General features: G+C 70.5%; 20 protein-coding genes. 17 read left to right on the top strand and 3 right to left on the bottom strand.

The window, feature by feature from the left end:
- The first annotated feature begins 37 nt into the window (after window positions 1-37).
- The 6 genes from L8M95_RS05335 to L8M95_RS05310 all read left to right on the top strand — a co-directional run bounded on the left by L8M95_RS05335 (window position 38) and on the right by L8M95_RS05310 (window position 6,095).
- Window positions 38-1,336: a cytochrome P450 gene (locus L8M95_RS05335; RefSeq protein ID WP_260489169.1), complete on the top strand. Its 1,299-nt coding sequence runs from the start codon at window positions 38-40 to the stop codon at window positions 1,334-1,336.
- Between the two features lie 17 nt (window positions 1,337-1,353).
- Window positions 1,354-1,617, top strand: a complete 264-nt coding sequence (locus L8M95_RS05330) for a ferredoxin (RefSeq protein ID WP_260489168.1) — start codon at window positions 1,354-1,356, stop codon at window positions 1,615-1,617.
- A gap of 5 nt (window positions 1,618-1,622) precedes the next feature.
- Window positions 1,623-2,198, top strand: a complete 576-nt coding sequence (locus L8M95_RS05325) for a nuclear transport factor 2 family protein (protein ID WP_260488472.1) — start codon at window positions 1,623-1,625, stop codon at window positions 2,196-2,198.
- 5 nt (window positions 2,199-2,203) lie between these two features.
- Entirely contained in the window at window positions 2,204-3,478 is a 1,275-nt protein-coding gene (locus L8M95_RS05320; protein WP_260488471.1) for a hypothetical protein, read from the top strand.
- 104 nt (window positions 3,479-3,582) lie between these two features.
- On the top strand, window positions 3,583-5,223 hold the full coding sequence (locus tag L8M95_RS05315; protein ID WP_260488470.1) for an acyl-CoA synthetase: 1,641 nt from the start codon (window positions 3,583-3,585) through the stop codon (window positions 5,221-5,223).
- Entirely contained in the window at window positions 5,220-6,095 is an 876-nt protein-coding gene (locus L8M95_RS05310) for an SDR family NAD(P)-dependent oxidoreductase (RefSeq protein WP_260488469.1), read from the top strand. Before L8M95_RS05315 ends, L8M95_RS05310 begins: the two co-directional genes overlap by 4 nt.
- Before the next feature lie 111 nt (window positions 6,096-6,206).
- Here L8M95_RS05310 and L8M95_RS05305 read toward each other — a convergent pair whose 3' ends face one another.
- Window positions 6,207-7,943, bottom strand: a complete 1,737-nt coding sequence (locus L8M95_RS05305) for an AMP-binding protein (RefSeq protein ID WP_260488468.1) — start codon at window positions 7,941-7,943, stop codon at window positions 6,207-6,209.
- Between the two features lie 208 nt (window positions 7,944-8,151).
- Between L8M95_RS05305 and L8M95_RS05300 the strand changes: the two genes are divergently transcribed.
- From L8M95_RS05300 to L8M95_RS05280, 5 genes are all read left to right on the top strand, one after another.
- A complete protein-coding gene (locus L8M95_RS05300; RefSeq protein WP_260488467.1) occupies window positions 8,152-9,678 on the top strand; it encodes a CoA-acylating methylmalonate-semialdehyde dehydrogenase in 1,527 nt (508 codons plus the stop codon).
- Window positions 9,679-9,705: 27 nt separating this feature from the next.
- Window positions 9,706-10,869, top strand: coding sequence for an acyl-CoA dehydrogenase family protein (locus tag L8M95_RS05295; protein WP_260488466.1), 1,164 nt, complete (start codon window positions 9,706-9,708; stop codon window positions 10,867-10,869).
- Window positions 10,870-10,871: 2 nt separating this feature from the next.
- Window positions 10,872-11,768, top strand: a complete 897-nt coding sequence (mmsB, locus tag L8M95_RS05290) for a 3-hydroxyisobutyrate dehydrogenase (protein WP_260488465.1) — start codon at window positions 10,872-10,874, stop codon at window positions 11,766-11,768.
- A gap of 25 nt (window positions 11,769-11,793) precedes the next feature.
- Window positions 11,794-12,657: a LuxR C-terminal-related transcriptional regulator gene (locus L8M95_RS05285; protein WP_260488464.1), complete on the top strand. Its 864-nt coding sequence runs from the start codon at window positions 11,794-11,796 to the stop codon at window positions 12,655-12,657.
- Between the two features lie 302 nt (window positions 12,658-12,959).
- Complete coding sequence (locus tag L8M95_RS05280) at window positions 12,960-14,393, top strand: MFS transporter (RefSeq protein ID WP_260488463.1); 1,434 nt, start codon at window positions 12,960-12,962, stop codon at window positions 14,391-14,393.
- A gap of 148 nt (window positions 14,394-14,541) precedes the next feature.
- Here the strand turns inward: L8M95_RS05280 and L8M95_RS05275 are convergent, their stop codons facing one another.
- Window positions 14,542-15,048, bottom strand: coding sequence for a MarR family winged helix-turn-helix transcriptional regulator (locus L8M95_RS05275; protein WP_163375603.1), 507 nt, complete (start codon window positions 15,046-15,048; stop codon window positions 14,542-14,544).
- Between the two features lie 158 nt (window positions 15,049-15,206).
- On the opposite strand from L8M95_RS05275, the gene L8M95_RS05270 reads away from it, so the two are divergent.
- Entirely contained in the window at window positions 15,207-16,757 is a 1,551-nt protein-coding gene (locus tag L8M95_RS05270; RefSeq protein ID WP_163375604.1) for a succinate CoA transferase, read from the top strand.
- Between the two features lie 36 nt (window positions 16,758-16,793).
- Window positions 16,794-18,203, top strand: a complete 1,410-nt coding sequence (locus L8M95_RS05265) for a DUF1446 domain-containing protein (protein ID WP_260488462.1) — start codon at window positions 16,794-16,796, stop codon at window positions 18,201-18,203.
- Between the two features lie 48 nt (window positions 18,204-18,251).
- Here the strand turns inward: L8M95_RS05265 and L8M95_RS05260 are convergent, their stop codons facing one another.
- Window positions 18,252-19,859: a class I adenylate-forming enzyme family protein gene (locus L8M95_RS05260; RefSeq protein WP_260488461.1), complete on the bottom strand. Its 1,608-nt coding sequence runs from the start codon at window positions 19,857-19,859 to the stop codon at window positions 18,252-18,254.
- A gap of 135 nt (window positions 19,860-19,994) precedes the next feature.
- On the opposite strand from L8M95_RS05260, the gene L8M95_RS05255 reads away from it, so the two are divergent.
- Genes L8M95_RS05255 through L8M95_RS05240 form a run of 4 tightly spaced genes read left to right on the top strand, consistent with a single transcriptional unit; the run spans window position 19,995 to window position 25,385 of the window.
- Window positions 19,995-20,813 carry a TIGR03084 family metal-binding protein gene (locus L8M95_RS05255; RefSeq protein WP_260488460.1) on the top strand — a complete coding sequence of 273 codons (819 nt, stop codon included), beginning with the start codon at window positions 19,995-19,997 and terminating at the stop codon, window positions 20,811-20,813.
- Window positions 20,810-22,615 carry an acyclic terpene utilization AtuA family protein gene (locus L8M95_RS05250; protein WP_260488459.1) on the top strand — a complete coding sequence of 602 codons (1,806 nt, stop codon included), beginning with the start codon at window positions 20,810-20,812 and terminating at the stop codon, window positions 22,613-22,615. The genes L8M95_RS05255 and L8M95_RS05250 overlap by 4 nt, the downstream gene beginning before the upstream one ends.
- Complete coding sequence (locus L8M95_RS05245) at window positions 22,612-23,790, top strand: acyl-CoA dehydrogenase family protein (RefSeq protein ID WP_260488458.1); 1,179 nt, start codon at window positions 22,612-22,614, stop codon at window positions 23,788-23,790. Before L8M95_RS05250 ends, L8M95_RS05245 begins: the two co-directional genes overlap by 4 nt.
- Complete coding sequence (locus L8M95_RS05240) at window positions 23,787-25,385, top strand: acyl-CoA carboxylase subunit beta (protein ID WP_260488457.1); 1,599 nt, start codon at window positions 23,787-23,789, stop codon at window positions 25,383-25,385. Before L8M95_RS05245 ends, L8M95_RS05240 begins: the two co-directional genes overlap by 4 nt.
- The last annotated feature ends 4 nt before the right edge of the window (window positions 25,386-25,389 follow it).

Raw genomic sequence — 25,389 nt, 5'->3', positions numbered from 1 at the left:
GCAGCGGGTGTCCGGCGGTGAAGGCGAACTCGGCCACATGGACGAGCTGCGCACCGACCCGATCAGTCTGTTCTGGCGGGTCCGGGAGGAGTGCGGCGACCTGGGTGTGTTCCGGATCGCCGACCGCGACATCTGCCTGGCCTCCGGCGCCGCGGCGAACGAGGCCTTCTTCCGGGCGCCCGACGAGGCGCTGGACCAGGCGGCCGCCTACCCGTTCATGACCCCCGTGTTCGGCGAGGGCGTCGTCTTCGACGCCAGCCCCGAGCGCCGCTCGGAGATGCTGCACAACACGGCCCTGCGCGGGGACCACATGCGTCAGCACGCCGTCACCATCCCCCACGAGGTCCAGCGCATGGTCGCGGAATGGGGCGACGAGGGCGAGATCGACCTGCTCGAGTGGTTCTCCGAGCTGACCATCTACACCTCGTCCGCGTGCCTCATCGGCCCCAAGTTCCGCGAGCAGCTCGACTCCCGGTTCGCGCACCTGTACCACGACCTGGAGCAGGGGACCGACCCCCACGCCTACATCGACGCCTACGCCGACATTCCCGCGTTCCGCAAGCGCGACGCGGCGCGCGCCGGGCTGGTCGAGCTCGTCTCGGCGATCATGGACGAGCGCGTCGCCAACCCGCCCGCCGACAAGGAGGACCGGGATCTGCTGGACGTGCTGGTCTCGGTCAAGGATCCCGACGGCACCCACAGGTTCACCCCTGACGAGGTCACCGGGATCTTCATCTCGATGATGTTCGCCGGGCACCACACCACCTCCGGGACGAGCGCGTGGATGCTCATCGAGCTGCTCAAGCACCCCGAGTACCTCGCCCGGGTCGTGGCGGAGCTCGACGAGGTCTACGCGGACGGCGCGGAGTACAGTTTCGGCGCACTCCGGCAGATGCCAAATGTGGAGAACGCCCTCAAGGAGACGCTGCGGCTGCACCCGCCCCTCATCATCCTCATGCGCGTCGCCCAGGAGGACGTGCGGATCGGGGACTACGTCGTCCACGCCGGCCAGACCGTCGCGGCCTCCCCGGCGGTGTCCAACCGGCTACCCGAGGACTTCCCCGACGCGGAATCGTTCGACCCGGACCGCTACGCCGAGCCGCGGCAGGAGGACATCGTCAACCGCTGGACCTGGATCCCCTTCGGCGCCGGCCGTCACCGCTGCGTGGGTGCGGCGTTCGCCCAGCTGCAGATCAAGGCCATCTTCTCGGTCCTGCTGCGGGAGTTCGAATTCGAGCTCGCCCAGCCGGCGGAGAGCTACCACAACGACCACTCCAAGATGGTCGTCCAGCTGGCCCAGCCCTGCACCGTCCGCTACCGCAGGAGGGCGCGCTGATGAGCGGGGGGAAGTCGCTGCGGGTGGAGGTCGACTTCGACCTGTGCCAGGCCCACGCCGAATGTCAGGCCGAGGCACCCGACTGGTTCACGGTGCCCAAGGGGTCCGAGGCCAAGGTGCGGGCCAAGCGGGGCGGGATCCCCGACGATCAACTCGAGGCCGTCAAGGCCGCCGTCAAGTACTGCCCGACGCAGGCGCTGCGACTGGTCGACAACGACAGGGCCCACGAGAACGACAGTGCCCACGAGAACAGTGCCCACACAACAGACTTCCAGGAGTGAGTGACGTGACCCGATACGACCGTGCCGAGATCGCCGAGTTCGTGCAGCGCTGGATCGAGGCCAACGCGGAGTGCGAGCGGAACAAGGACTGGACGCCGCTGGCCGACTTCTACGCCGAGGACGCCACCTACGGGTGGAACTACGGCACCAAAGACGACTTCATGGCGGTCGGCCGGGACCAGATCCGCGACATCGCGCTGGGGCAGGAGATGGCCGGCCTCGACGGCTGGGAGTACCCGTACATCCGGACGATCATCGACCCCGAGACCGGGGACGTGTTGTGCCTGTGGAAGCAGATCGCGCGGGACACCGTCGACCCGAAGACGGGTGCGCCGTACGAGGTGCACGGGCTCGGCGGGTCGTGGTTCCTCTACAACGGCAACCAGCAGTGGGCGTGGCACCGCGACTTCTTCGACTTCGGCAATGTCGTGGACCTGTTCATGCGCATGTACGAGGCCGACGCGCTCACCGATTCCATGAAGAAGCGGTTCGAGGCGGCCGGCGACAAACCGGAGGGCTGGTACCGCATCGAGGACAGCCCGGCTCCGTTGTGGCCCGTCTCTTCCCCGGACGAGGTCTGAGCCCCGTGAGCGCCGCCTCGCCGCGCGATCCCCTCGAAGCCCTCGACCACGCCACCCTGGCGCGGCTCCTTCCCGACCTGCTGCTCATCGGCCAGCTCATCGACCGCGCCGGCATGCCGGCGCTGCTCGGCGAGTTCGGCGTCGACGGCATGCGGGACGTGGCGATAGAGGAGTGGCAGGCCGCCAGTCCGCACTACGCCCGTCGCATGAAAGACGCGTTGTCGATCACCGGGGACGGCGTCGCCGAGATCTTCAAGGGATTCCAGCTGGACGTCGGCGCCCCGCCGGAGTTCATGGACTTCCGGTACTCGGTGGCCGACCACGACAACGGTGAGTTCTGGCTGGATCACTGCGGCGCCCTCATGGATGTGGAGCCGATGGGCGACCGACTGGTTACCACGATGTGCCACGACATCGAGGACCCCACGTTCCCCGCCACCGCCCTCGCCACCAATCCCCACGCGATCGTCGAGCCCATCCACCGCCCTCCGCGTGCCCCGGAGGGCCGTACCCCGCACTGCCACTGGCGGGTGCGGATCGACCCGGAGACGGAGCCGTTCCCGGTGCCCGGACCCGCGCTCGAGTCCGCGTCGAGCCGGATCATCGACTTCCGGTTCGACCCCCCGGCGCCGCGGGACACCGCCGGCGAGGGCGCGCGCGACGACTATGCGGGACCGCTGCTGACGGACCTGGTCTTCTCCGAGTTCACCTCGGCGGCGCTCATCAGGATCATCCGCGAGGTCTATCTGCAGATGCACCTGCTCGCCGTGGGATTCCACCAGTCGGTGCGACGTCGGTCGGATACCGAGACCGCCGACCGGCTCCTGGCCTATCAGGCCACCGGCATCGCCGGGGTCGCGGCGGGACGGATACGCGACGTGCTGGGGGCGACCCCGGACGCCAGTGGGTTGGCCGCCGTTCTCGACCTGCATCCGCTGGCCGGTCCGACCGCCTACACCGGCTACACGTCGGAGGTCTCGGCGGACGGCACCGAGGTGACCGTCCGCTGGGACACCACCGCCGACGGGTTCCACGACGACACCTGGCTACCCCTGCTCGCTCGGGACGGCCTCCGTCCTCTCGCCGCCGCCGCGCAGGCCGTCGACCCGCACTGGACGGTGGAGCGCCTCCCGTCGGACGCCTCGCGCGTGGAAGCGGTCCTCAGGCTGGGGGACGAACCCGCCCGCGAGACCGAGGAGGTCGCCGTCACCCGCATCAGCACTGGCGCCGCGTTCAGCTTCGGGCCCACGCGGACGCCGCTGCCGATCACCCCGGTCTGAGCCCGCCCGCCACCAGCCCGCCTCATGAGCCGCCCACCCCACCTGTAACCCGCCCCCATCAACAGCCCGCCCCGCCTGAGCAGCCCGTCCCGGAGGACCCCGACATGGCACACAACCTGGCAGACCTCTTCGAGCACGCGGTCGACGCGTACGGGAGCGACCGGCTCGCGGTGGTGGAGGGCGAACGCAGGCTCACGTACGCGGAGCTGGAGGCGGAGGCCAACCGCTGGGCCGATGCGCTGGCCTCCCGGGGGGTGGGCCCCGGCGACCACGTGGCGGTCCACCTACGCAACGGGGTGGACTGCATCGCGCTGTTCCTCGGCGTCCTCAAGCTCCGTGCCGTGCCCGTCAGCATCAACTACCGCTACGCGGGAACCGAGCTGGGGTACCTGTACGACTACTCCGACTCCTGCGCCCTGGTCTTCCATCGCGAGTTCACCCCGGCGGTGGCGGGTGCGGTCGGGGACGCGGAGCGGCTGCGTCACCTCATCGTGGTCGAGGACGGGTCCGGGGCGGGGGAGCTGCCGTCCGGCACGCTCGACGCCCGGGAGCTCCTCGCCGCGGCCTCGCCGGACCGGGCGCCGGTGGAACGCAGCGCGGACGACCTCTTCCTCGTCTTCACGGGCGGTACCACCGGCAAGCCGAAGGGCGTGATGTGGCGCCAGGAGGACCTGTGGCGCAGCCTCGGCGGGGGCAGCGACTACTACACCGGGGAGCCGGTACCCGACGAATACCACCAGTCCCGTGCCGGCCTGGGCGGGGACCCCGCGCGCTACCTCGTGCTGCTCCCGCTCATCCACACCTCCGGGCTCATGCCCTCGTTCACCGCGCTGTTCTCCGGGGGCACGTGCCACTACCTGCCGCACTTCCGGGCGGACGACGTGCTGGAGGAGATCGAGAGCGAGAAGATCCAGATCGTCGTCCTCGCCGGCGACGCCATGGTGCGGCCGATGCTGGAACGGATGCGCGGCACCGGTGCCGACACCTCGAGCGTGTTCATGGTCAGCTCCGGCGCGGCCCTGTTCTCGCCGTCGGTCAAGGCCGAACTCTTCGAGCTGCGCCCCGATCTCATGATCATGGACGCGTTCGGATCCTCCGAGAGCGGCTTCGGCGGCCTGGGAGTCGTGACGAAGGCGAACGTCGACGACGGGTCCCTGTTCACCGACCACGGCCCCCGCATCCCCCGGGGCAGCGGCCTGCAACTGGTGGACGACTTCGACGAGCCGCTGCCCGACGACTCCACCGAGATCGGCTGGATCGTCAAGGCCGGCTACCAGCCCAGTGGCTACTACAAGGACGCCGCCAAGTCGGCGGAGACGTTCCGCGAGATCGCAGGGACCCGGCGGGTCTTCACCGGCGACCGCGGCAGGTACGACGGCCCGGACACGATCATCATGCTCGGCCGGGGCAGCCAGGTGATCAACTCCGGTGGCGAGAAGATCTTCGCCGAGGAGGTCGAGTCGGCGCTCAAGGCCGCCGAGGGCGTGCAGGACGCCGTGGCGCTGGGCGTGCCGGACGAGAGGTTCGGCCACCGGGTCGGGGCGGTGCTCCAGTGGGATGACGGCCACACCGGTGACTTCGCGGCCCTGGAGGAGGCGCTGCGCGCGACCCTGGCGGGGTTCAAGATCCCGGTCGCGTTCTGGGTCGTCGACAAGGTGGAGCGGCACCCCAGCAGCAAGACGGACTACGGGTGGGCCAAGCGGGTCCTCGCCGACCGCGGGCCCGACCACGACCGCCGGCAGTGACCGCGCTCCACCTGGCCGGGCGGGCCTACGCCGTCACCGGATCCTCGCGCGGGATCGGGGCCGCGGTGGCCGAGGAACTGGCGGCCCGGGGTGCGGACGTCGTGCTCAACGGCCGGGATCCACGGGCGCTGGCCGAGCAGGTCGACGACCTCGCGGCACGGTCGACCGGCCGGATCCGCGGCGTCGCCGGGTCTGCGCACGAGCCCGCCGTGGCCGAGGAACTTCTCGCCCGGGCGAGGGAGGGGGACTCGGTCGTGGGCGGGCTCATCACGTGCGCCGGGGTGCCCGAACCGGCGGGGTCGTCGATCCTCACGGTGTCCCACGCCGACTTCGCCGACCTCATCGACGCCCACCTGGGCACGGTGTTCGCCCCCTGTCGCGTCTTCGCGCCTCACCTGGTGGAGGCGGGCTCGGGCGCGATCGTCACCACGTCGTCGTTCGCCTGGAAGGGCGACTACGGCGGAACCGGCTACCCGGCCGGGAAGGGCGCCGTGACGTCGCTGACCATGGCGATCGCGGCGGAACTGGCCGAGCACGGGGTCCGGGCGAACGTCGTGTGCCCCGGCGCGCGCACCCGCCTGTCCAGCGGTGAGGCCTACGAGGAGCAGATCCGGGACCTGGGCCGGCGGGGAATGCTCGACGAACTGAGCGTGGCCGGGGCACTGGACCCGGCGGGGCCGGAGTACGTCGCACCCCTCTACACCTATCTCGTCTCCGACCTATCCGCGGGGATCACCGGCGGCGTCTTCGCCGGCTCGGGCGGCTTCATCGGACGATTCCCCACGCCGGAGGCGCAGATCCTGGCGTACCGCGATTTCCACTCGCATCCGCCCTGGACGCCCGAGGAGATCGACGGCCTCCTCCGGAGTTGAGCCGCGTCGGGACCTGCCCCGGGCGGATCCCGCCCGCGGACCGCGCACCGGACGGGGACGACCACCTCGTCGTCGTCGCCCGTCCTCGCACGCCCCGGACGGCGTCCACCGTCAGCGCAGTGCGTCCTCGCGGAACTCACCGGGGAAGTCCACCGACGGGCCGTTGTCGACCTCGCCCCGGCGCAGCTCCACCCGCCTGATCTTGCCGGAGATGGTCTTGGGCAGGTCGGTGAACTGCAGGCGCCGGACCCGCTTGTACCCGGCCAGATGGGTGCGCGAGTACTCGAAGATCTCGCGCGCCGTGTCCTCGGTGGGCTCCCACCCGCCGGCCAGGACGACGAAGGCCTTGGGCACGCTCAGCCGCACCGGGTCGGGGGAGGGGACGACGGCGGCCTCGGCGACGGCCGGGTGCTCGAGCAGCACCGATTCCAGCTCGAACGGCGAGATCCGGTAGTCGGAGGACTTGAACACGTCGTCGGTGCGCCCGACGTAGGTGATGTAGCCCTCCGTGTCCCGGGATCCCACGTCACCGGTGTGGTAGAAGCCGTCCGCGTAGGCGGCGTCGGTGCGCTCGGCATCACCGTGGTAACCGACCATCAGACCCAGCGGGCGGGGATCGAGGCGCAGGCAGATCTCGCCCTCCGCGCCGTCGCCGGCGACCTCCTGGCCGGTGGCCGGGTCGACCAGCACCACGTCGAAGCCGGGGCACGGGCGGCCCATCGAGCCGTCCTTGATGGGCTGGCCCGGGGTGTTGGCGATCTGCACGGTGGTCTCGGTCTGGCCGAACCCGTCGCGGATCGTCACCCCCCACGCGTCCCGGACCCGGCCGATGACCTCGGGGTTGAGCGGCTCGCCGGCGCCCACCGCCAGGCGGGGCGGGACCTGCAGCTGGGTCAGGTCGGCCTGGATGAGCATCCGCCACACGGTCGGGGGGCAGCACAGGCTGGTCACCCCGCAGCGGTCCATCTCGCGCATCATCGCCGTCGCGTCGAACCGCGAATAGTTGTAGATGAACACGCACGACCCGGCGATCCACGGGGTGAAGACGTTGGACCAGGCGTGCTTTGCCCAGCCGGGGGAGGAGACGTTGAGGTGGACGTCGCCGGGCTGCAGGCCGATCCAGTACATGGTCGACAGGTGGCCCGCGGGGTAGGAGGCGTGCGTGTGCTCGACGAGCTTGGGCTTGCTGGTGGTTCCTGAGGTGAAGTACAGCAGCAGTGTGTCGTCGGCGTGGGTGGTGTGGCTGGGCTCGAAGTCGGGCGAGGCGTCCATCGCGGCGGCCAGATCGGTCCAGCCCTCCGGCGCGCCACCCCGCTCGTCCCCGCCGACCGAGATCCGCTGGTAGTCGCCGGAGATGTCGGCGAAGCGCCCGGCCAACTCGGCGCGCGCGATCACGTGTTTGATCCCGCCGCGCGCGATGCGGTCCCGCAGGTCGCCCTCGGCGAGCAGGGTGGTGGCGGGGATGACCACGGCGCCGAGCTTGATCACGGCCAGCATGACGTCCCACAGCTCGACCTGGTTGGCGAGCATGAGCAGGATGCGGTCGCCGGGCCCGACGCCGCTGTCGCGTAGCCAGTTGGCCGTGCGGTCGGACCGGATCCGCATCTCGTCGAACGAGTACTTGGCCTCCGTGGGGGCCCCGCCGCCGTCGTGCTCCTCGACGATCCACAGTGCCGGGTCGTCGTTCCCCTCGGCCTGCACGTCGAACCAGTTCAGCGCCCAGTTCCACTCGTCGAGTTCGGGCCAGGCGAAACCGTCCCGCGCGGCGTCGTAGTCCTGCGCGTGCGCCTGGAGGAAGTCGCGGGCGGCGCGGAACCGGACGGTGGCCTCGGTGGGCAGCGGGGGCATGGATGCTCCTGTCGACGGAACGTGTGAGTGAGTCAGCTCACAGTAGGTCCGCGCCAGGGGGTGGCGGTACACCCGAAAGGGGAGGGTCCGGGGCCGATAGGGCCCCGGCTATGGATTACTAGGAGTTGCAAGTATATGGTGATGGGCATCACGGGACAGGGGTGAGCGGGCGAGAACAGCGCGCCGCCCCACTGAGGAAGGGACGTCCATGTCGGATCTCAGGCAGGTCGAGCACTACATCAACGGTAAGAGGGTCGCCGCGACGAGTGGTCGTACCCAGGAGGTGCTCAACCCGAGCACGGGCAAGGCCCAGGCGGTCGTGCCGCTGGCCACGACGGCCGAGGTCGACGAGGTCATCGCCAAGGCCGCGGCCGCCCAGAAGGCGTGGGCGGCGCAAAACCCGCAGAAGCGTGCCCGCGTGCTCATGCGGTTCGTGGACCTGGTCAACCAGAACATGGACGAGCTGGCCGAGCTGCTCGCGATCGAGCACGGCAAGACCACCCCGGACGCGAAGGGTGACATCCAGCGCGGCCTCGAGGTCGTGGAGTTCGCGATCGGCATCCCGCACCTGCTCAAGGGCGAGTTCACCGAGAACGCGGGCACCGGCGTCGACGTCTACTCCATGCGTCAGCCGCTCGGTGTGGTCGCCGGGATCACCCCCTTCAACTTCCCGGCCATGATTCCGCTGTGGAAGGCCGGCCCGGCCATCGCGTGCGGTAACGCCTTCGTCCTCAAGCCTTCCGAGCGGGACCCCTCCGTGCCGGTGCGCCTGGCCGAGCTGTTCACCGAGGCGGGCCTGCCGGACGGTATCTTCCAGGTCGTGCACGGCGACAAGGAGGCCGTGGACGCGATCCTGAACAACGACACGATCCAGGCCGTCGGCTTCGTCGGGTCCACCCCGATCGCGCAGTACATCTACGAGAACGCCGCCCGCACCGGCAAGCGCGCCCAGTGCTTCGGCGGCGCCAAGAACCACGCGATCATCATGCCGGACGCCGACATGGACCAGGTCGCTGACGCCCTGCTCGGCGCCGGTTTCGGTTCCGCCGGCGAGCGTTGCATGGCCATCTCGGTGGCCGTGCCGGTCGGCGAGGGCACGGCCGAGGCGCTGATCGCCAAGCTGCTGCCCAAGGTCAAGGAGCTCAAGGTCGGCCACAGCCACGACCCGCAGTCCGACTACGGCCCGCTGGTGACCCCCGAGTCCAAGGCCCGGGTGCTCGACTACATCGAGCAGGGCGAGAAGGCCGGCGCGGAGCTCCTCGTCGACGGGCGTGGAGTGGGCGCGTACACGGACAGCTTCAACGGTGAGGACATCTCCGGGGGATACTTCGTCGGCCCCACGCTGATGGACAAGGTCACCCCGGACATGAGCGTCTACACCGACGAGATCTTCGGGCCCGTCCTCGTGGTGGTCCACGCCAAGGACTTCGAGGAGGCCCTGAGCCTGCCCAACGACCACGAGTACGGCAACGGCGTGGCCATCTTCACCCGCGACGGCGACGCCGCCCGCGAGTTCGTCTCCCGCGTCCAGGTCGGCATGGTCGGCGTCAACGTGCCGATCCCGGTCCCGATCGCGTACCACACCTTCGGTGGCTGGAAGAAGTCCGGATTCGGCGACCTCAACCAGCACGGCCCCGAGTCGATCAAGTTCTACTCCAAGGTCAAGACCGTCACGCAGCGCTGGCCGTCGGGCATCAAGGACGGGGCCGACTTCAACATCCCCACGATGGACTGACCGGCTCGCCCCAGGAGAGGAACACCCATGTTCACCCTTGATGACGACGACAAGGTCATCGTCGACGCCGCACGCGACTTCTCGGACAAGCGGATCGGTCCCAAGGCGCAGGAGTGGGACGAGACCCACCACTTCCCCAAGGACGTCCTCCGCGAGGCCGCCGGGATGGGCATGGGCGCGATCTATGTCTCCGAGGAGGTCGGCGGCAGCGGGATGCGTCGACTGGACGGCGTGCGGATCTTCGAGCAGCTCGCGCGCGGGTGCCCGTCGGTGGCGGCGTACCTGTCTATCCACAACATGTGCGTGTGGATGGTCGACGAGTTCGGCACCGACGAGCAGCGCCGGCAGTGGATCCCCCAGCTGGCCTCGCTCGAGAAGTTCGCCAGCTACTGCCTCACCGAGCCGGGCGCCGGGTCGGACGCGGCGGCGCTGCGCACCAAGGCGGTCCGCGACGGTGACCACTACGTGCTCAGCGGCACCAAGCAGTTCATCTCCGGGGGCGGCCAGTCGGACGTCTACCTGGTGATGGCCCGGACCGGGGAGGCCGGCCCCAAGGGCATCTCGGCGTTCCTGGTCCCGGCCGACTCGGACGGGCTGAGCTTCGGCCCCGACGAGCGGAAGATGGGCTGGAACGCCCAGCCGACCGCGCAGGTGATCATGGAGGGCGTCCGGGTCCCGGCCGCCAACCTCATCGGCGGCGCGGACACCGGCGGGGAGGGGCTCGGCTTCACCATCGCGATGCGTGGACTCAACGGCGGGCGCATCAACATCGCCGCCTGCTCGCTGGGTGGGGCCCAGGAGGCGTACTCGCGGGCCGTGGCACACGTGCGGGACCGCGAGGCGTTCGGCGGTGCGCTCATCGACGAGCCGACCATCCGGTTCACCCTCGCCGAGATGGCCACCGAGCTGGAGGCGAGTCGGCTCATGCTGTGGCGCGCCGCCGCGGCGCTGGACGCCAAGGAACCCGACCACGTCGAGCTGTGTGCTATGGCGAAGCTGTTCGTCACCGACCGGTGCTTCGACATCGCCGACCGGTCGCTGCAGTTGTTCGGCGGCTACGGGTATCTATCCGAATACGGAATCGAGAAGATCGTGCGGGATCTGCGGGTGCACCGCATCCTTGAGGGCACGAACGAGATCATGCGCGTCGTCGTCGGCAGGGCCGTCGCCGCGCGCGGACTGGGAGCGTAGGAATGACCAACGAACTGCCGACCGTCGCTTTCCTCGGGCTGGGCAACATGGGCGGTCCCATGGCGGCCAATCTGGTCGGTGCCGGCCACGAGGTCCGCGGTTTCGACCCGGTCCCCGCCGCGCAGGAGGCCGCGCGATCGGCCGGTGTGACCGTCTGCGAGACGCCGGCCGAGGCGGTCCGCGGGGCCGGGGTCGTCATCACGATGCTCCCCAACGGCGCGCTGGTCACCTCCACCTACGAGGACGTCCTGGGGGAGGCGGAGCGGGGAACCCTGTTCATCGACTCGTCCACCATCTCGGTCGACGACGCCCGGGCGGTGCACGCCAAGGCCGTCGAGGCGGGGATGCTCCAGGTGGACGCCCCGGTCTCCGGCGGTGTCAAGGGCGCGACCGCGGGGACGCTGGCGTTCATGGTGGGCGGCGAGGACGAGGCGTTCGCCGCCGCACAGCCGGTGCTCGAGCCCATGGCGGGCAAGGTCATCCACTGCGGCGCGGCGGGGGCCGGTCAGGCCGCCAAGGTCTGCAACAACATGGTGCTGGCCGTGCACCAGATCGCGATCGGCGAGGCGTTCGTGCTCGCCGAGCGGCTGGGGCTCGAGCACCAGGCACTCTACGACGTCGTCACGGGGGCGACCGGCAACAGCTGGGCGCTGCACACCAACTGCCCCGTGCCCGGCCCGGTGCCGACGTCGCCGGCCAACAACGACTTCGCGCCCGGCTTCGCCACGGCCCTGATGAACAAGGACCTGGGACTGGCCCTGGCGGCGTTGGAGAGCACCGGTACGGTCGCGCCGCTCGGTGCGGCGGCCGCGGCCCTGTACGACGAGTTCGCACAGGACAACGGTGGCAAGGACTTCAGTGCCATCATCACCAGCATCCGCGATTCCGCGCGGAGCTGACCGCCTCCACTCTCGGGAGCTGACCATGACCACCCTTCGACCCAGTGATTCGGACGCCGTGCTCGGCGCCCTGCGCCGCGCGCGGCAGGAGTCCGGTCTGCCGATCGTGTTCGCCGGGCAGGCCGACGGCGAGACCGCGAAGCTCACCCGCTTCATCGGGGTTCGCACGAACTCCATGCAGGGTCTGGCCGTTGCCAAGGGCCGGGGGCTCGGGGGGCACGTCATGGCGTCCGGACGACCCGCGACGGTCCGCGACTACGAGGACTGCTCCAGCATCACCCGCGACTACGCCGACGCGGTGGAGCAGGAGGGCCTGCGTGCGATCATCTCGGTGCCGGTGATGGTCTCCGGTGTCGCGCGGACGATTTTGTACGGGTCGGCGCGGGTGGCCACGCAACTCGGCGATCAGGTCGCCAGGACGTTCAACTCGGTCGCCTCCGAGCTGGCCTCGGAGTTTGAGATCAGGGATGAGGTCGACCGCCGGCTGCGGATGGCCGATCTCGCCGCCGCCGAGCACTCGGTCGGCCTGGAGACCACGGACCGCGAACAGCTGCGGATCCTGCACGGCGAGCTGCGTGCGATCGCCGCGGAGCTGGGGGACCCGGCGCTGCGCGACCGGCTCCTGGCGGCCGGGTCCGCCCTCGCGGGCGTAGGACGGACGCCCGATGCCGGGGACATCCCGGTGCCCGCCAGGTCCGTCCTCTCACCGCGCGAGATCGACGTGCTGGCCCAGGTGGCGCTCGGCTGCTCGAACGCGGAGGTGGGGGCGCGGTTGTCGCTGTCCCCGGAGACCATCAAGGCGTACCTGCGCAACATCGGTACGAAGCTCGGCACCCGGTCCCGGATGGAATCCGTGGCACGCGCCCGGCTCCTCGGCGTCCTGCCCTGATTCCCCACGCGGTCCCTCCATCGCACCGGCCGACCCGAGGCCGCCGTCGACGAGAGCGTCCCGCACACCTGCCCCCGGGGGGCAGGTGTGCGGGACGCTCTTCTCGTCGTACCCGAGCAGCGGTCGTCGGGCCCGGACGGGGCTCCCGTGGACGCCCGCCTGTGGCCCGGATCACCCCCCATCCACTTTCGGGTGTACCGGGTGTGGTGCCAGTCACATATCTTTCCCTTAATCGACGTTCACCCGTCGGGGATCACGCACCGCGCCGGGCCCCACCCGGCCCCACAGGACTGGAGCCTGACTTGACTGCCACGAACCTCCCCGCAGGGAATGCGACGCCACCGTCGTCACCCCTGACACCGGAGCCCAAGAAGACCTCGCTCGCGAAGGTGGCGGCGGCCTCCTCGATCGGAACGACGATCGAGTGGTACGACTTCTTCATCTATGGCACCGCCGCCGCGCTCGTGTTCCCCACTCTGTTCTTCCCGGGCCAGGACGCCGCGGCCGCGACGCTCTCGTCCTTCGCGACGTTCGCGGTGGCGTTCTTCGCCCGCCCGGTCGGTGCCGCCCTCTTCGGTCACTTCGGAGACCGCATCGGTCGTAAGCGCACCCTGGTGTGGACGCTGTTCATCATGGGCATCGCCACCGTGTTCATCGGCCTGCTCCCCGGGTACGGCACCGGGGCCTTCGGAATGTTCGAGGGTGGCATCGGCATCTGGGCCCCGACGCTCCTCGTGGTCTGTCGCTTCTTCCAGGGCTTCGCGGTCGGCGGCGAGTGGGCCGGGGCGACCCTGCTCACGGCCGAGTACGCGCCGGAGGGTAAGCGCGGGATGATGGGGATGTGGCCGCAGCTGGGCGTCGCCTTCGCGTTCTTCCTCTCCTCGGGCACGTTCCTCATCTTCTCGCTGGTCGCCGGCGACAGTTCTGACGTCAACAGCCCGTTCATGCAGTACGGCTGGCGTATCCCGTTCCTGCTGTCCGCCGTGCTGGTGCTCATCGGCCTGTGGATCCGAGTCTCCATCGAGGAGACCCCGGTCTTCAAGCAGGACCGGGCCCTGGCCTCCGAGGACGCGGCACCCAAGACCCTGCCGTTCGCTGATGCGCTCCGCTACCAGTGGAAGGAGATCCTCATCGCCGGTGGCGCGCTCACCTCGCTGTTCTCCCTCTTCTACATGGGCACCTCGTTCCTCACGAACTACGCCACCAAGAACCTCGAGCACACCCGCCCGTTCGTCCTGGGTATGGGCATGATCGCCGCCCTGATCTTCGGCGCCGCGATCGCGATCTCGGCCATGTACTCCGACCGGATCGGCCGCAAGAAGGTCATCGGCACCTCGGTGGCGCTGGCCGTGGTCTGGGCGCTGTTCGTGTTCCCGATCCTCGACACCGGGTCGCCGATCGCGTTCGCCATCGTCCTCTTCGTCACGCTCATCATCTTCGGCATCGCCTACGGCCCGGCCGGCGCACTCCTGCCGGAGTTGTTCCAGGCCCGGTACCGCTACACCGGCGCCGGCCTCGGCTACAACCTCGCCGGCATCCTCGGTGGCGCACTGCCGCCACTGGCCGCCGCCGCGATGGTCGCCGCGGGCAACACCCTCGGCGTCGGGATCATGCTCTCGTTGCTGTCCGCCATGTCGATGCTGTGCGTGGTGGCCATGACGGAGTCGAGCAAGAACGTGATGAACGCGGATGCCGAGATGACCGAGGACCGCACCCTCGCCACCGAGGTGCCCTGATCCACACCTGACGGATGCCCCGGCGCTCACGGCCCCGGGACACTCCCTCCCCTGAACAGCCGCGCCCGGCCCCACCCGAGAGGGGGCCGGGCGCGGTGTCGTGTGTGGACCTGCCCGTCGTGTGTGGACCCGCCCTGTAGGGGAGCGGTCAGAAGTCGCCGGCGGACCGGCGCAGGGACGCGATGGCCTCGATGAGCGCCACCTGTTCCTCCTGCTCCATCCCCGGGTCGGCGAACACCCCGGCGTTGAGTGCGGCGGTGGCCTCGGCCACCACGCGCCTGCCGTCGTCGGTGATCTCCACCAGGGTCGTCCGCCCGTCCGTGGGGTGCGGCCGTCGCTCCACCAGCCCGGCGTCGAGAAGACGCTTCATCGCGCTGGTGACGCTGGTGACGTGGACCTGGAGACGCTCGGAGGCCTTGGTGATGGGCAGCGCTCCCGAACGGGAGAAGGCGAGCAGTCGGAGGAGCTCGTAGCGGGGGAACGACAGGTTCCACGGTCGCAGGGTCTCCTCGACCCGGGCCAACAGGATCTGGTGGGCCCGCATCACCGAGGTCACGACCGTCATCCCCTGGGCAGCGTCCGCCCACCCCTCGCGCTCCCAGTTGGCGCGCGCCTGGTCGATGCGGTCGGGGATCGGTGCGGTCCTGGGGGACAAGGGTTCACTCCTGGCGGACGCGGCGGGGTTGAACGGCCGAGTCTATCCGCCCGGACCCCGTCCGACCGGAGACCTGCGGAGATCGGAGCGGCACCGAGTGGGGGTGATCACGTCTTCGTCGAAAATGGAATTTCCGACACCGGCGATAGGCTCCGCGTATGAGCACCTCCGTCCATATGCGGGGCACCGCCTGCGACCCCTCACGCATCCGCCATCCCCATTTCCGGGGACTGGTCACCGACGCAGCCTCCGCGGTGGAGCGGATCGCCGACGGCGACACGGTGGCGATCAGCGGGTTCGCCAGCGCGGGCACCCCGAAAGCGTTCGCCCCTGCGCTCGCGGACCGGATCCGCGCCGTCCGGGCGGCCGGTGGTGACTTCAGTGTCAACCTGCTCACCGGCGCGTCGGTGGCGAACGAGGCCGAGGCGATGCTCGCCGAGGTCGACGGCATCGCGCTGCGGATGCCGTACCAGAGCGAGCCCACCGCCCGCGGCAAGATCAACTCGGGCGAGATGGACTACGTGGACGTCCACCTCTCTCACGTGGCCCAGCAGGTGTGGCAGGGCCATTACGGCGACGTGGACGTCGCGGTGGTGGAGGTCGCGGCCATCACGGAGGACGGCGGACTCGTCCCGGCGATGTCGGTGGGTAACAGCAAGACGTGGCTCGACGTGGCCGACAAGGTGATCCTCGAGGTGAACTCCTGGATCCCGGAGGGCGTCGAGGGCATCCACGACGTCTACTACGGCACGGCGCTCCCGCCGCATCGCAGGCCGATCCTGCTCTCGCGGGCCGACGACCGGATCGGTCAGCCCCTGCTCGAGGTGGACCCGGCCAAGGTCATCGCGGTGGTACCCACCGATCAGCGGGACTCCGCCAGCGCTCTGACCAAGCCGGACGAGGTGAGCAACGCGATCGCGGGCCACGTGCTGGAGTTCTTCCACCACGAGGTCGCGTCCGGTCGGATGCCCGCGGGGAGCCTCCTCCCGTTGCAGGCCGGGATCGGCAATGTGGCCAACGCCGTCCTGGCCGGACTGGCGGCGGGGTCGTTCTCGGACCTGAGCTGCTACTCCGAGGTCATCCAGGACTCGATGCTCCAGCTCATCCGGGAGGGCACGGTCGCCCACGCCTCGGCCACCGCGCTGGCGTTGTCCGCGGACGGACTGACGGAACTGGTGGACAACTTCGACCTCTACCGCGACCACATCACGTTGCGCCCGCAGGAGATCAGCAACCACCCGGAGATCGTCCGGCGGCTGGGGATCGTCGGCATGAACGGCATGCTCGAGGCGGACGTCTACGGCAACGTCAACTCCACCCACGTGGGCGGGACCCGCATCATGAACGGCATCGGCGGGTCCGGTGACTTCACGCGTAACGGATACGTGTCGATGTTCCTCAGCCCGTCAACGGCCAAGGACGGGGCGGTCTCGGCGATCGTGCCGATGGTCCCGCACGTCGACCACACCGAGCACGACGTCCAGGTGATCGTCACCGAGCACGGCCTCGCCGACCTGCGCGCATTGAGCCCACGCAAGAGGTCGCGTCTCATCGTGGACCGGTGCGCGGACCCCGTCTTCCGACCACTTCTGCACGACTACCTCGATCGGGCCGAGGCCCGTCCGGGTGCCGGCAACACGCCGCATATCCTCGAGGACGCCTTCTCGTTCCACACGCGCCTCGCTGCCACGGGGAGCATGCTGGGGTAGGCGTCCGCCCCAGATCGACTAGGAGTCCGAGGATCGATGACGAGCACCCAGAGCCCCCTGCGCATAGGTAACGTCTCGGCGTCGCGGGCAGACCGTGCCACGGCGACGGCCGAGTTCCTCGCGGCCGCGGCGCTGGACGTGCTCGCGCTCGACATGCTCTCCGACGAGGCGATGCTCGATCTGGCCGAGCAGCGGTCCGCGGGCGGACCGGGTTACGAACGGGCGGCGCTGGTCCAGATCGGCGAGTGTCTCGGGCAGCTCGGCGCCGGGGGCGTGCGGATCGTCACCAACGCGGGCGCACTGGACCCCGAGGGCCTCGCCGCCGAATTGCGCTCCGTCGCCCGGGACGCGGGTCTGGACCTGGCAGTGGCCTGCGTCGATGCCGGTGACGTGACGGACCGGACGACCGAACTCGGTCTCGGTGGGGCCGATGTCGCGACGGTGCGTCACGGGGCGTTCGGCATCTCCCGGGCGTTGGCGGCCGGCGCCGTCGTCGTCGTCACCGGGCGCGTCAGTCGCGAGGCCCTCGTCGCCGGCGCCGCGGCGGCCCACCACGGCTGGACGCCGTCCGCCCTGGACTCCCTCGCCGGATCGGTCGCGGTGGGGCACGTGCTCTCCGGGGGCCCCGGCGCGACGGGGGTCGTCGACTCCACGACCGATGTCACCCGCACCACCGATCCGGTCACCGGGGGTTACCCCATCGCGGAGATCGCCGACGACGGGTGCGCGGTCGTCACGCGCCATCCCTCGGCCTTCGGGTCGGTCACCGTCGGGACCGTCACCGATCAGCTCCTCGACGGCGTCGCCGGGGCGCGGTACGCGGCGCCCGACGTGGTGCTGCGGCTCGACTCCCTCAGGCTTGCGCAGGAGGGCACCGACCGGGTCCGGATCAGCGGTGCCCGTGGTGAACCGGCCCCGCCGGTCGTCGCGGTGGTCGCCATGACCCGGGGTTCCGGGGACGACCGGCGCCCCGCGCGGGTGGCGCGCCCGCTGGCACAGGGGGAGTCGGGGCACTCCGTCGTCATGCCCGACGGCACGCGCGTCGTGGTCCCGGTCCCCCCGGAGACCGCGCCCATCGGCCCGGGGGAGTTGCCGACCCCGTGGACGCCGGGCACCGTCCCGGGCGGGGAACCCGTCACGGCGGTCCTGGGTTCGGTGGCGAGCGTGCGGCGTGGGGTGGTCGGCCGCGGGGTCAACATCGCGGTGTGGACGTGGGACGACTCGGCGTTCGCCTGGCTGGCCGCCGAACTCACCGACGAGCGGTTCCGGGAGCTCATCCCGGGACTGGAGGGCATGGACACCCGGCGTTACCTCCTACCCAACCTCCGGGCGGTCAACCTCGTCGCCCGTCCGCCGCGGGGCGAGGTCCTGCGGCCCGGGCTCGGCGCGGACCTCGCCGCGGTCCGCCTGGAGATCCCCGGAGAGCTGCTCGAGGTGGGCCCCTGACCCGGGGTCGGCCCCGGACCGGGGCGATCAGGGGCCGACCCGGTCCTGTCAGCGCGCGGTGCGCAGTTCCACCTTCCGGATCTTTCCGGTCGCCGTGCGGGGGATGGAGTCGACCAGGACGATGTCGCGGGGCCGGTGTGAGGAGGAGAGTCGCTCGGCGCCGAACTCCATCACCGAGGTCTTGAGGTCGTCCTCGGCCGGGGCGCCCTCGGCGGGCACCACCACGGCGATCACGAGCTCGCCCCACTTCGGGTCCGGGCGGCCGACGCAGGCGACCTCCGCGACGTGCGGGTGGTCCATGAGGACCCGCTCCACGTGCAGCGAGGAGACGTTCTCGCCGCCGGACTTGACGATGTCCTTGACGCGGTCGGCGAACCACACGACCCCCTCGTCGTCGATCCGGCCCAGGTCGCCCGAGTGCAGGCGACCGCCCACGAACGCCTCGGCGTTGGCCTGCGGGTTGTTCCAGTAGCCCTCCATGACGGTGGGGCCGCGGTAGACGATCTCCCCGTCCTCGCCGGTGGGCATGAGCTCGGCGCCGCCGGGTTCGCTGATCCGGTTCTCCGCGATCGGGGTGGGGTACCCCCAGGAGTCGGACTTGTCGGGGTTGAGTTCGGGCCACTGCATGACGGTGGCCGGGGTGCACTCACTCATCCCCGAGGCCAGGACCATCTTCGCGTCGGGGAGCGCAGCCTCCAGGCGCGTGCGCATGTCCGCGGACATGGGGGCCATGGCGTAGAGGAGGAACTGGATCGAGGAGAGATCGAGGCCGCGGTCCGTGCCGTCGGCCAGCGCCTCCAGCATGAGGGGAAGGCCCACCAGGTGGGTGGCGCGGACCCGGGCCACGGTCTCGGCGTACCCGGTCGGGTCGAACCCCGGCAGCAGGTGGACCGTCGCCCCCATGGTGACGGCGGACAGCAGGACCCCGTTGAGGCCGGCGGTGTGGAAGAGGGGGAGCGGGCACACGGTCACGGAGGCCTCGGCGCCCCAGTTCAGACCGAAGATGGCCCCGTTGCCGAGCGCGGCCATGGTCACGGCGAGGTGCGAGGTGAGGACGCCCTTCGGGCGGGAGGTCGTCCCGGAGGAGTAGAGGCACTGCACGACCTGGCGGTCGCCGATCACCGTGTCGGGGTTGGTGTCGTCGTCGGACAGCAGGTCGTCCCACCCGATCAGGGCGGGACCGTCGGCGGGCGCCTCCAGGCCGGCCGGGACGCCTCCGACGACGACGACGGTGCGGATCGCGGGAATGGCGGCGACCGCTCCCATCACCAGTTCCGCGAGTGAGCCGTGGACGACGAGGATGCGGGTCCCGGAGTCGGTCAGGGCATGCGCGATGTTGTCCAGCCCGGACAGGAGGTTGATGGGCAGAGAGACCATACCCGCCTTGGCCGTCCCGAAGTAGGTGGCCACGAACTCCCGGCAGTTCGTCGACAGGATCGCGACCGGCTCCTCCGCCTCGATCCCGTGCGCGACCAGCCCGTGGGCGAACCGGTTGGAGATCGCCTCGAGCTCGAGATACGTCCACGATCCCGCGTCGTCCGTGAGGGCGGTGCGGTCCGCGAAGGTGGCCGCCGCGCGGGTGGGGAGGTCACCCACCGAGCAGCGGCGGGCCAGGGCGTGGTCGAGGGGGTCGATCCCGGTGAGATCTAGGCGCACGGTGTCTCCGTAAGGGGGTCGGGGCGTCCCGCATCGGGAGTGACGGGGATCACGGTTCCCAGACTCCCAAAGCCTGCGGACAAAAGCAAGCAAGCGCGCTTGCTTTATTTAGGTGGAGGTGGGATCGTTCTCGCCATGACCAACCCCCAGCCCTCCGAGACGGAGGATCCGCACGCGGCCCTCGCCGCACTCAACGCCCGCGTGGACGAGCTCGTCGAGACCGCCGGGGCCGATCGCTGGAACACCGACACCCCGGCCGAGGGCTGGGACGTCGCCATGCAGATCGCGCACCTGGCCTGGACCGACGAGGTCTCCGTCACCGCCATCCGCGACGCGGACGCCTTCCAGACCGTCGTCGACAAGGCCATGGCCGACCCCACGGGTTTCGTCGACGTCGGCGCGGCCGAGATCGCCGCCACCGGTCGGGACGAGGTCCTCGCACGGTGGCGCCTGGCCCGGGGTGAACTCGCGGACGCCCTCAAGGCCGCGGACCCGGGGGAGAAGATCCCCTGGTTCGGTCCGCCCATGCGGTCCAAGTCCATGACCACCGCCCGGATCATGGAGACCTGGGCGCACGGCGTGGACGTCGCCGACGCGCTCGGCGTGTCCGTCGACACCGACCCCGCCTTCGTCGGCGCCCTCCCGCACGTCGCCCGCCTGGGCTTCAAGACCCGTGCCTTCGCCTACATGATGAACGGACTCGAGGCTCCCGGCTCCGAAGTCCACGTCGCCCTCGAGCTGGCTGACGGCAGCGCCCTCGAGTTCGGCCCCGCCGACGCCGACCAGCGCGTCACGGGTCCGATCCTCGACTTCTGCCTGCTGGTCACCCAGCGCGTGCACCTCGACGACACCGCGCTCGAGGCGGTCGGCGACGACGCGCTGGGGTGGCTGCGCATCGCCCAGGCCTTCGCCGGACTCCCCGGCGGCGGCCGTGAGAAGGGAGCACGAGCATGACCTCCTCCACCTCCACGCCGACCGTCCCTGCGCTCCGCGTCGGCAACATGTCCGGTTTCTACGGCGACCGCATCTCCGCGATGCGCGAGATGCTCGAGGGCGGCGAACTCGACGTCCTCACCGGCGACTACCTCGCCGAGCTGACCATGCTCATCCTCGGCCGCGACCGGATGAAGAGCGCCGAGCTCGGTTACGCCAAGACCTTCCTCCGCCAGCTCGAGGACTGCCTCGCGCTGGCCCTGGAGAAGAAGGTCAAGATCGTCGCCAACGCGGGCGGCGTCAACCCGGCCGCGCTGGCGGACGCCATCCGCGAGCTCGCGGCCCGGCAGGGGCTGCCTGCGAAGGTCGCCCACGTCGAGGGCGACGACCTCATCGGCCGGATCGGCGAGCTCGACGTCCCCGCCGACGCCGGGTTCCCGGTCACGGCCAACGCCTACCTGGGTGCCTTCGGCATCGCACGCTGCCTCGACGCGGGGGCCGACGTCGTGGTCACCGGCCGGGTCACCGACGCCTCGGTGATCGTCGGGCCGGCCATCAGCCACTTCGGCTGGGGCCGCGACGATCTCGACGCGCTGGCCGGCGCCACCGCGGCGGGGCACGTCATCGAGTGCGGCACGCAGGCCACCGGCGGAAACTACTCCTTCTTCAACCGAGGCGAGATCGCCGATCCGGTGAAGCCCGGTTTCCCGATCGCCGAGATCGCGGCCGACGGCACCTCCGTCATCACCAAGCACGCGGGGACCGGGGGAGCCGTCACCGTCGGCACCGTGACCTCGCAGCTGCTGTACGAGGTGACCGGTGCGCGCTACGGCGGCCCCGACGTCGTCACCCGCCTCGACACCGCCGTCGTGGAGCAGGAGGGGCCCGACCGCGTCCGGATCTCCGGCGTCGTGGGCGAGCCGGCCCCGCTCACCACAAAGGTGTCTGTCACCTGCCTCGGTGGTTTCCGCAACGAGATCACGTTCCTGCTCACGGGACTGGACATCGAGGACAAGGCCGCTCTGGTCGAGCGTCAGTTCCGGGCCGGGCTCGAGCGCGAGCCGGCGCAGATGGACTTCCGTCTCCAGCGCACCGACCACCCCGACGCCGACACCCAGGCCGCCGCGACCGCGATGATGACCATCGTCGCCTGGGACCCGGACAAGGACGTGGTGGGCCGCGCGTTCTCGGACGCCGCTGTCGCCATGACCCTCTCCAGCTACCCGGGCGCCACCCCGAGCGCCCCTCCCGGACGCGGGGGACCGTACGGCGTGTACATCCCCGCCTACCTCGACCAGACCGCGGTGCCGCACGTCGCCGTCCTGCCCGACGGGACCCGGGTCGACATCGATCCCCCCGCCGTGATGGAGCAGATGGGTGACGGGCACGCCTCCGACGGACTGGACGCCGAGGGTAACCCGCTCACCGCGGCCGGCTCCGCGACGGGCCCGTCCACCCGACGCCCGCTGGGTGACGTCCTCGGGGCCCGCTCCGGTGACAAGGGCGGCACCGCGAACATCGGGCTGTGGGCCGGCGACGCCGAGGCCTACGCCTGGATGCGGGACACCCTCACCGTCGACGAGGTGCGCCGCCTGCTGCCCGAGGCCGCCGACCTGCCGATCGAGCGCTACGAGCTGCCCAAGCTCGGCGCCGTCAACTTCGTCATCGACGGACTGCTCGGCAAGGGCGTGGCCCACGGCTACCGCTGGGACCCGCAGGCCAAGGGCTTGGCGGAGTGGCTCCGTTCCCGCGTCGTCGACGTCCCCGACCACATCAACGCCCCCGTGACCGCCGCACCGGCCCACGCGAAGGAGAACGAGTGACCGTCCCACCGCACGTACCCGGTGACCCCTGGTACTCAGAAGAGCGTCTCGCCCTGCGCGAGACCACGACCCGCTTCGCCGAGCGGCAGATCCTGCCCCACCTCGACGAGTGGGAGGCCGCGGGTGCCATCCCGCGCGAGCTGCACCGCAAGGCCGGCGAGCTGGGCCTGCTGGGCGTCCCGTTCCCCGAGGAGGTCGGTGGCGGTGGCGGTGACGCGATCGATTCGCTCGTGGTGTGCGAGGCGCTGCACGAGGCCGGCGTCTCCGGCGGCGTGTTCGCGTCGCTGTTCACCTGTGGCATCGCGACCCCCCACCTGGCCCAGTCCGGCACCCCGGAGCAGATCGAGCGCTGGGTCAAGCCCACCCTCGCCGGTGAGATGATCGGCTCCCTGGCCATCACCGAGCCCGGTGGCGGGTCGGACGTCGGTCACCTCACCACCACGGCCCGCCGGGACGGCGACCACTACGTCGTCAACGGGGCCAAGACCTACATCACCTCCGCCACGCGAGCCGACTTCGTCGTGACCGCCGTCCGCACCGGGGGCGAGGAGCTCAAGGGCGCCGCGGGCGTGAGTCTGCTGGTCATCCCCACCGACACCCCGGGATTCCACATCTCGGCGCCGCTCGACAAGCTCGGCTGGCGCGCCTCGGACACCGCCGAGCTGACGTTCACCGACTGCCGGGTGCCGGTGGAGAACCTGGTCGGCAACGAGAACGACGGGTTCGCCCAGATCGCCATCGGCTTCGTCGGCGAGCGCGCGGCCCTGGCCTGCCAGGGGTACTCGCACGCCCAGCGCTGCCTGGACCTCACGCTGGACTGGGTCCGCGAGCGGGAGACCTTCGGGCGCCCCCTGCTGTCCCGGCAGGCCGTGCAGAACACGGTCACCGAGATGGCCCGTCGCATCGACCTCGCCCGCACCTACACCCACCACTGCGTGAACCTGGCGGTGTCGGGACACGACGCGATCGCCGAGGTCTGCTTCGCCAAGAACACCGCCGTCGAGTGCGCCGAATGGGTCGCCAACCAGGCGGTGCAGCTCTTCGGAGGGCTCGGCTTCATGTCCGAGTCCGAGGTCAGCCGCCAGTACCGCGATGTCCGACTCCTGGGCATCGGTGGCGGCACGACCGAAATCCTGACCACCCTCGCCGGACGACGTTTGGGGTACACGGCATGACAATCCTCCGTTCCACACTGGACACCACGAGCGCCGAGTTCGACGCCGCGAAGCAGGCCATGGAGGGCAAGCTCGACCAGCTCGCCGCGGACCTCGAGCCGGCGCTGGCCGGCGGCGGCGAGCGCAAGGTCGCCCGCCACCGCGAGCGCGGCAAGTTCACGGCCCGCGAGCGGATCGACATGATCCTCGACCGGGAGTCCCCGTTCCTCGAACTGTGCGCGCTCGCCGCGTGGGGCTCCGACTTCCAGACCGGCGCCTCCGTGGTCGCCGGGATCGGCGTCGTCGAGGGTGTCGAGTGCCTGCTCATCGCCAACGACCCGACGGTCAAGGGCGGCACCTCTAACCCGTGGACGCTGCGCAAGATCCTCCGCCTCAACGACGTGGCGATGAAGAACCGGCTCCCGGTCATCAGCCTCGTCGAGTCCGGCGGCGCAGACCTGCCCACCCAGAAGGAGGTGTTCGTCCCCGGCGGCGCCCTCTTCCGCGACCTGACCCGCCTGTCCAAGGCCGGCATCCCCACCATCGCCGTGGTCTACGGCAACTCCACCGCCGGCGGCGCGTACGTGCCCGGTATGAGCGACCACGTCGTCATGATCGAGGAGCGCTCCAAGGTCTTCCTCGCCGGTCCGCCGCTGGTGAAGGCCGCCACCGGTGAGATCGCCGACGAGGAGACCCTCGGTGGAGCCGACATGCACGCCCGTGTCTCCGGCCTGGCCGACCACCTCGCCGTCGACGAGGCCGACGCCGCCCGCATGACCCGCGGGATCGTCCGCCGTCTCAACTGGACCAAGGCCGGGCGCGTCCCGCGCGCCGAGGTCGCCCCGCCGCTGTACGGCACCGACGAGCTGCTCGGGATCGTCCCCGAGGACCTCAAGATCCCGTTCGACCCGCGCGAGATCATCGCCCGCATCGTCGACGGCAGCGACTTCGACGAGTTCAAGCCGCTGTACGGCGCGAGCCTCGTCACCGGCTGGGCGGAGATCCACGGGTACCCGGTGGGCATCATCGCCAACGCCCGCGGCGTGCTGTTCAGCGAGGAGGCCCAGAAGGCCACCCAGTTCATCGAGCTGGCCAACCGCTACGACACACCGTTGCTGTTCATGCACAACACCACCGGTTACATGGTGGGCTCCGAGTACGAGCGTGGCGGCATCATCAAGCACGGCGCGATGATGATCAACGCGGTCTCCAACTCCGAGGTCCCGCACCTGTCGCTCATCACCGCCGCCTCCTACGGCGCCGGCCACTACGGCATGTGCGGCCGCGCGTTCGATCCGCGGTTCCTCTACACCTGGCCCAGTGCCAAGTCCGCCGTCATGGGCGGGCAGCAGCTCGCCGACGTGGTCACCTCCGTCGCCGCCGCGGCCTCCGCCGCCCGTGGTCAGGAGATGGACCAGGAGACCATCGACGGCCTGAAGACCGCGATCGCCGACCAGATCGAGAAGGAGTCGTTGCCCGCCTTCCTGTCGGGGATGCTCTACGACGACGGCGTCATCGACCCCCGCGACACCCGGACGGTGCTGGGCCTCAGCCTGTCCGCGATCCACTCCGGAGAAGTCGCCGGAACCGACCGCTTCGGCGTCTTCCGGATGTGAGGAA

Origin of the sequence: Dietzia sp. B32 (assembly GCF_024732245.1) — a bacterium.
GTDB lineage: Bacteria > Actinomycetota > Actinomycetes > Mycobacteriales > Mycobacteriaceae > Dietzia.
The sequence above is the reverse complement of the archived record's forward strand: the minus strand, read 5'-3'. Positions and strand labels throughout refer to the sequence as shown.

Excerpts from the sequence above, each read along its gene's own strand:
- L8M95_RS05335 (WP_260489169.1), top strand. The coding sequence starts at position 38 with ATGGACGAGCTGCGCACCGACCCGATCAGTCTGTTCTGGCGGGTCCGG.
- L8M95_RS05315 (WP_260488470.1), top strand. The coding sequence starts at position 3,583 with ATGGCACACAACCTGGCAGACCTCTTCGAGCACGCGGTCGACGCGTAC.
- L8M95_RS05305 (WP_260488468.1), bottom strand. The coding sequence starts at position 7,943 with ATGCCCCCGCTGCCCACCGAGGCCACCGTCCGGTTCCGCGCCGCCCGC.
- L8M95_RS05300 (WP_260488467.1), top strand. The coding sequence starts at position 8,152 with ATGTCGGATCTCAGGCAGGTCGAGCACTACATCAACGGTAAGAGGGTC.
- L8M95_RS05295 (WP_260488466.1), top strand. The coding sequence starts at position 9,706 with ATGTTCACCCTTGATGACGACGACAAGGTCATCGTCGACGCCGCACGC.
- mmsB (WP_260488465.1), top strand. The coding sequence starts at position 10,872 with ATGACCAACGAACTGCCGACCGTCGCTTTCCTCGGGCTGGGCAACATG.
- L8M95_RS05285 (WP_260488464.1), top strand. The coding sequence starts at position 11,794 with ATGACCACCCTTCGACCCAGTGATTCGGACGCCGTGCTCGGCGCCCTG.
- L8M95_RS05270 (WP_163375604.1), top strand. The coding sequence starts at position 15,207 with ATGAGCACCTCCGTCCATATGCGGGGCACCGCCTGCGACCCCTCACGC.
- L8M95_RS05265 (WP_260488462.1), top strand. The coding sequence starts at position 16,794 with ATGACGAGCACCCAGAGCCCCCTGCGCATAGGTAACGTCTCGGCGTCG.
- L8M95_RS05255 (WP_260488460.1), top strand. The coding sequence starts at position 19,995 with ATGACCAACCCCCAGCCCTCCGAGACGGAGGATCCGCACGCGGCCCTC.
- L8M95_RS05250 (WP_260488459.1), top strand. The coding sequence starts at position 20,810 with ATGACCTCCTCCACCTCCACGCCGACCGTCCCTGCGCTCCGCGTCGGC.
- L8M95_RS05240 (WP_260488457.1), top strand. The coding sequence starts at position 23,787 with ATGACAATCCTCCGTTCCACACTGGACACCACGAGCGCCGAGTTCGAC.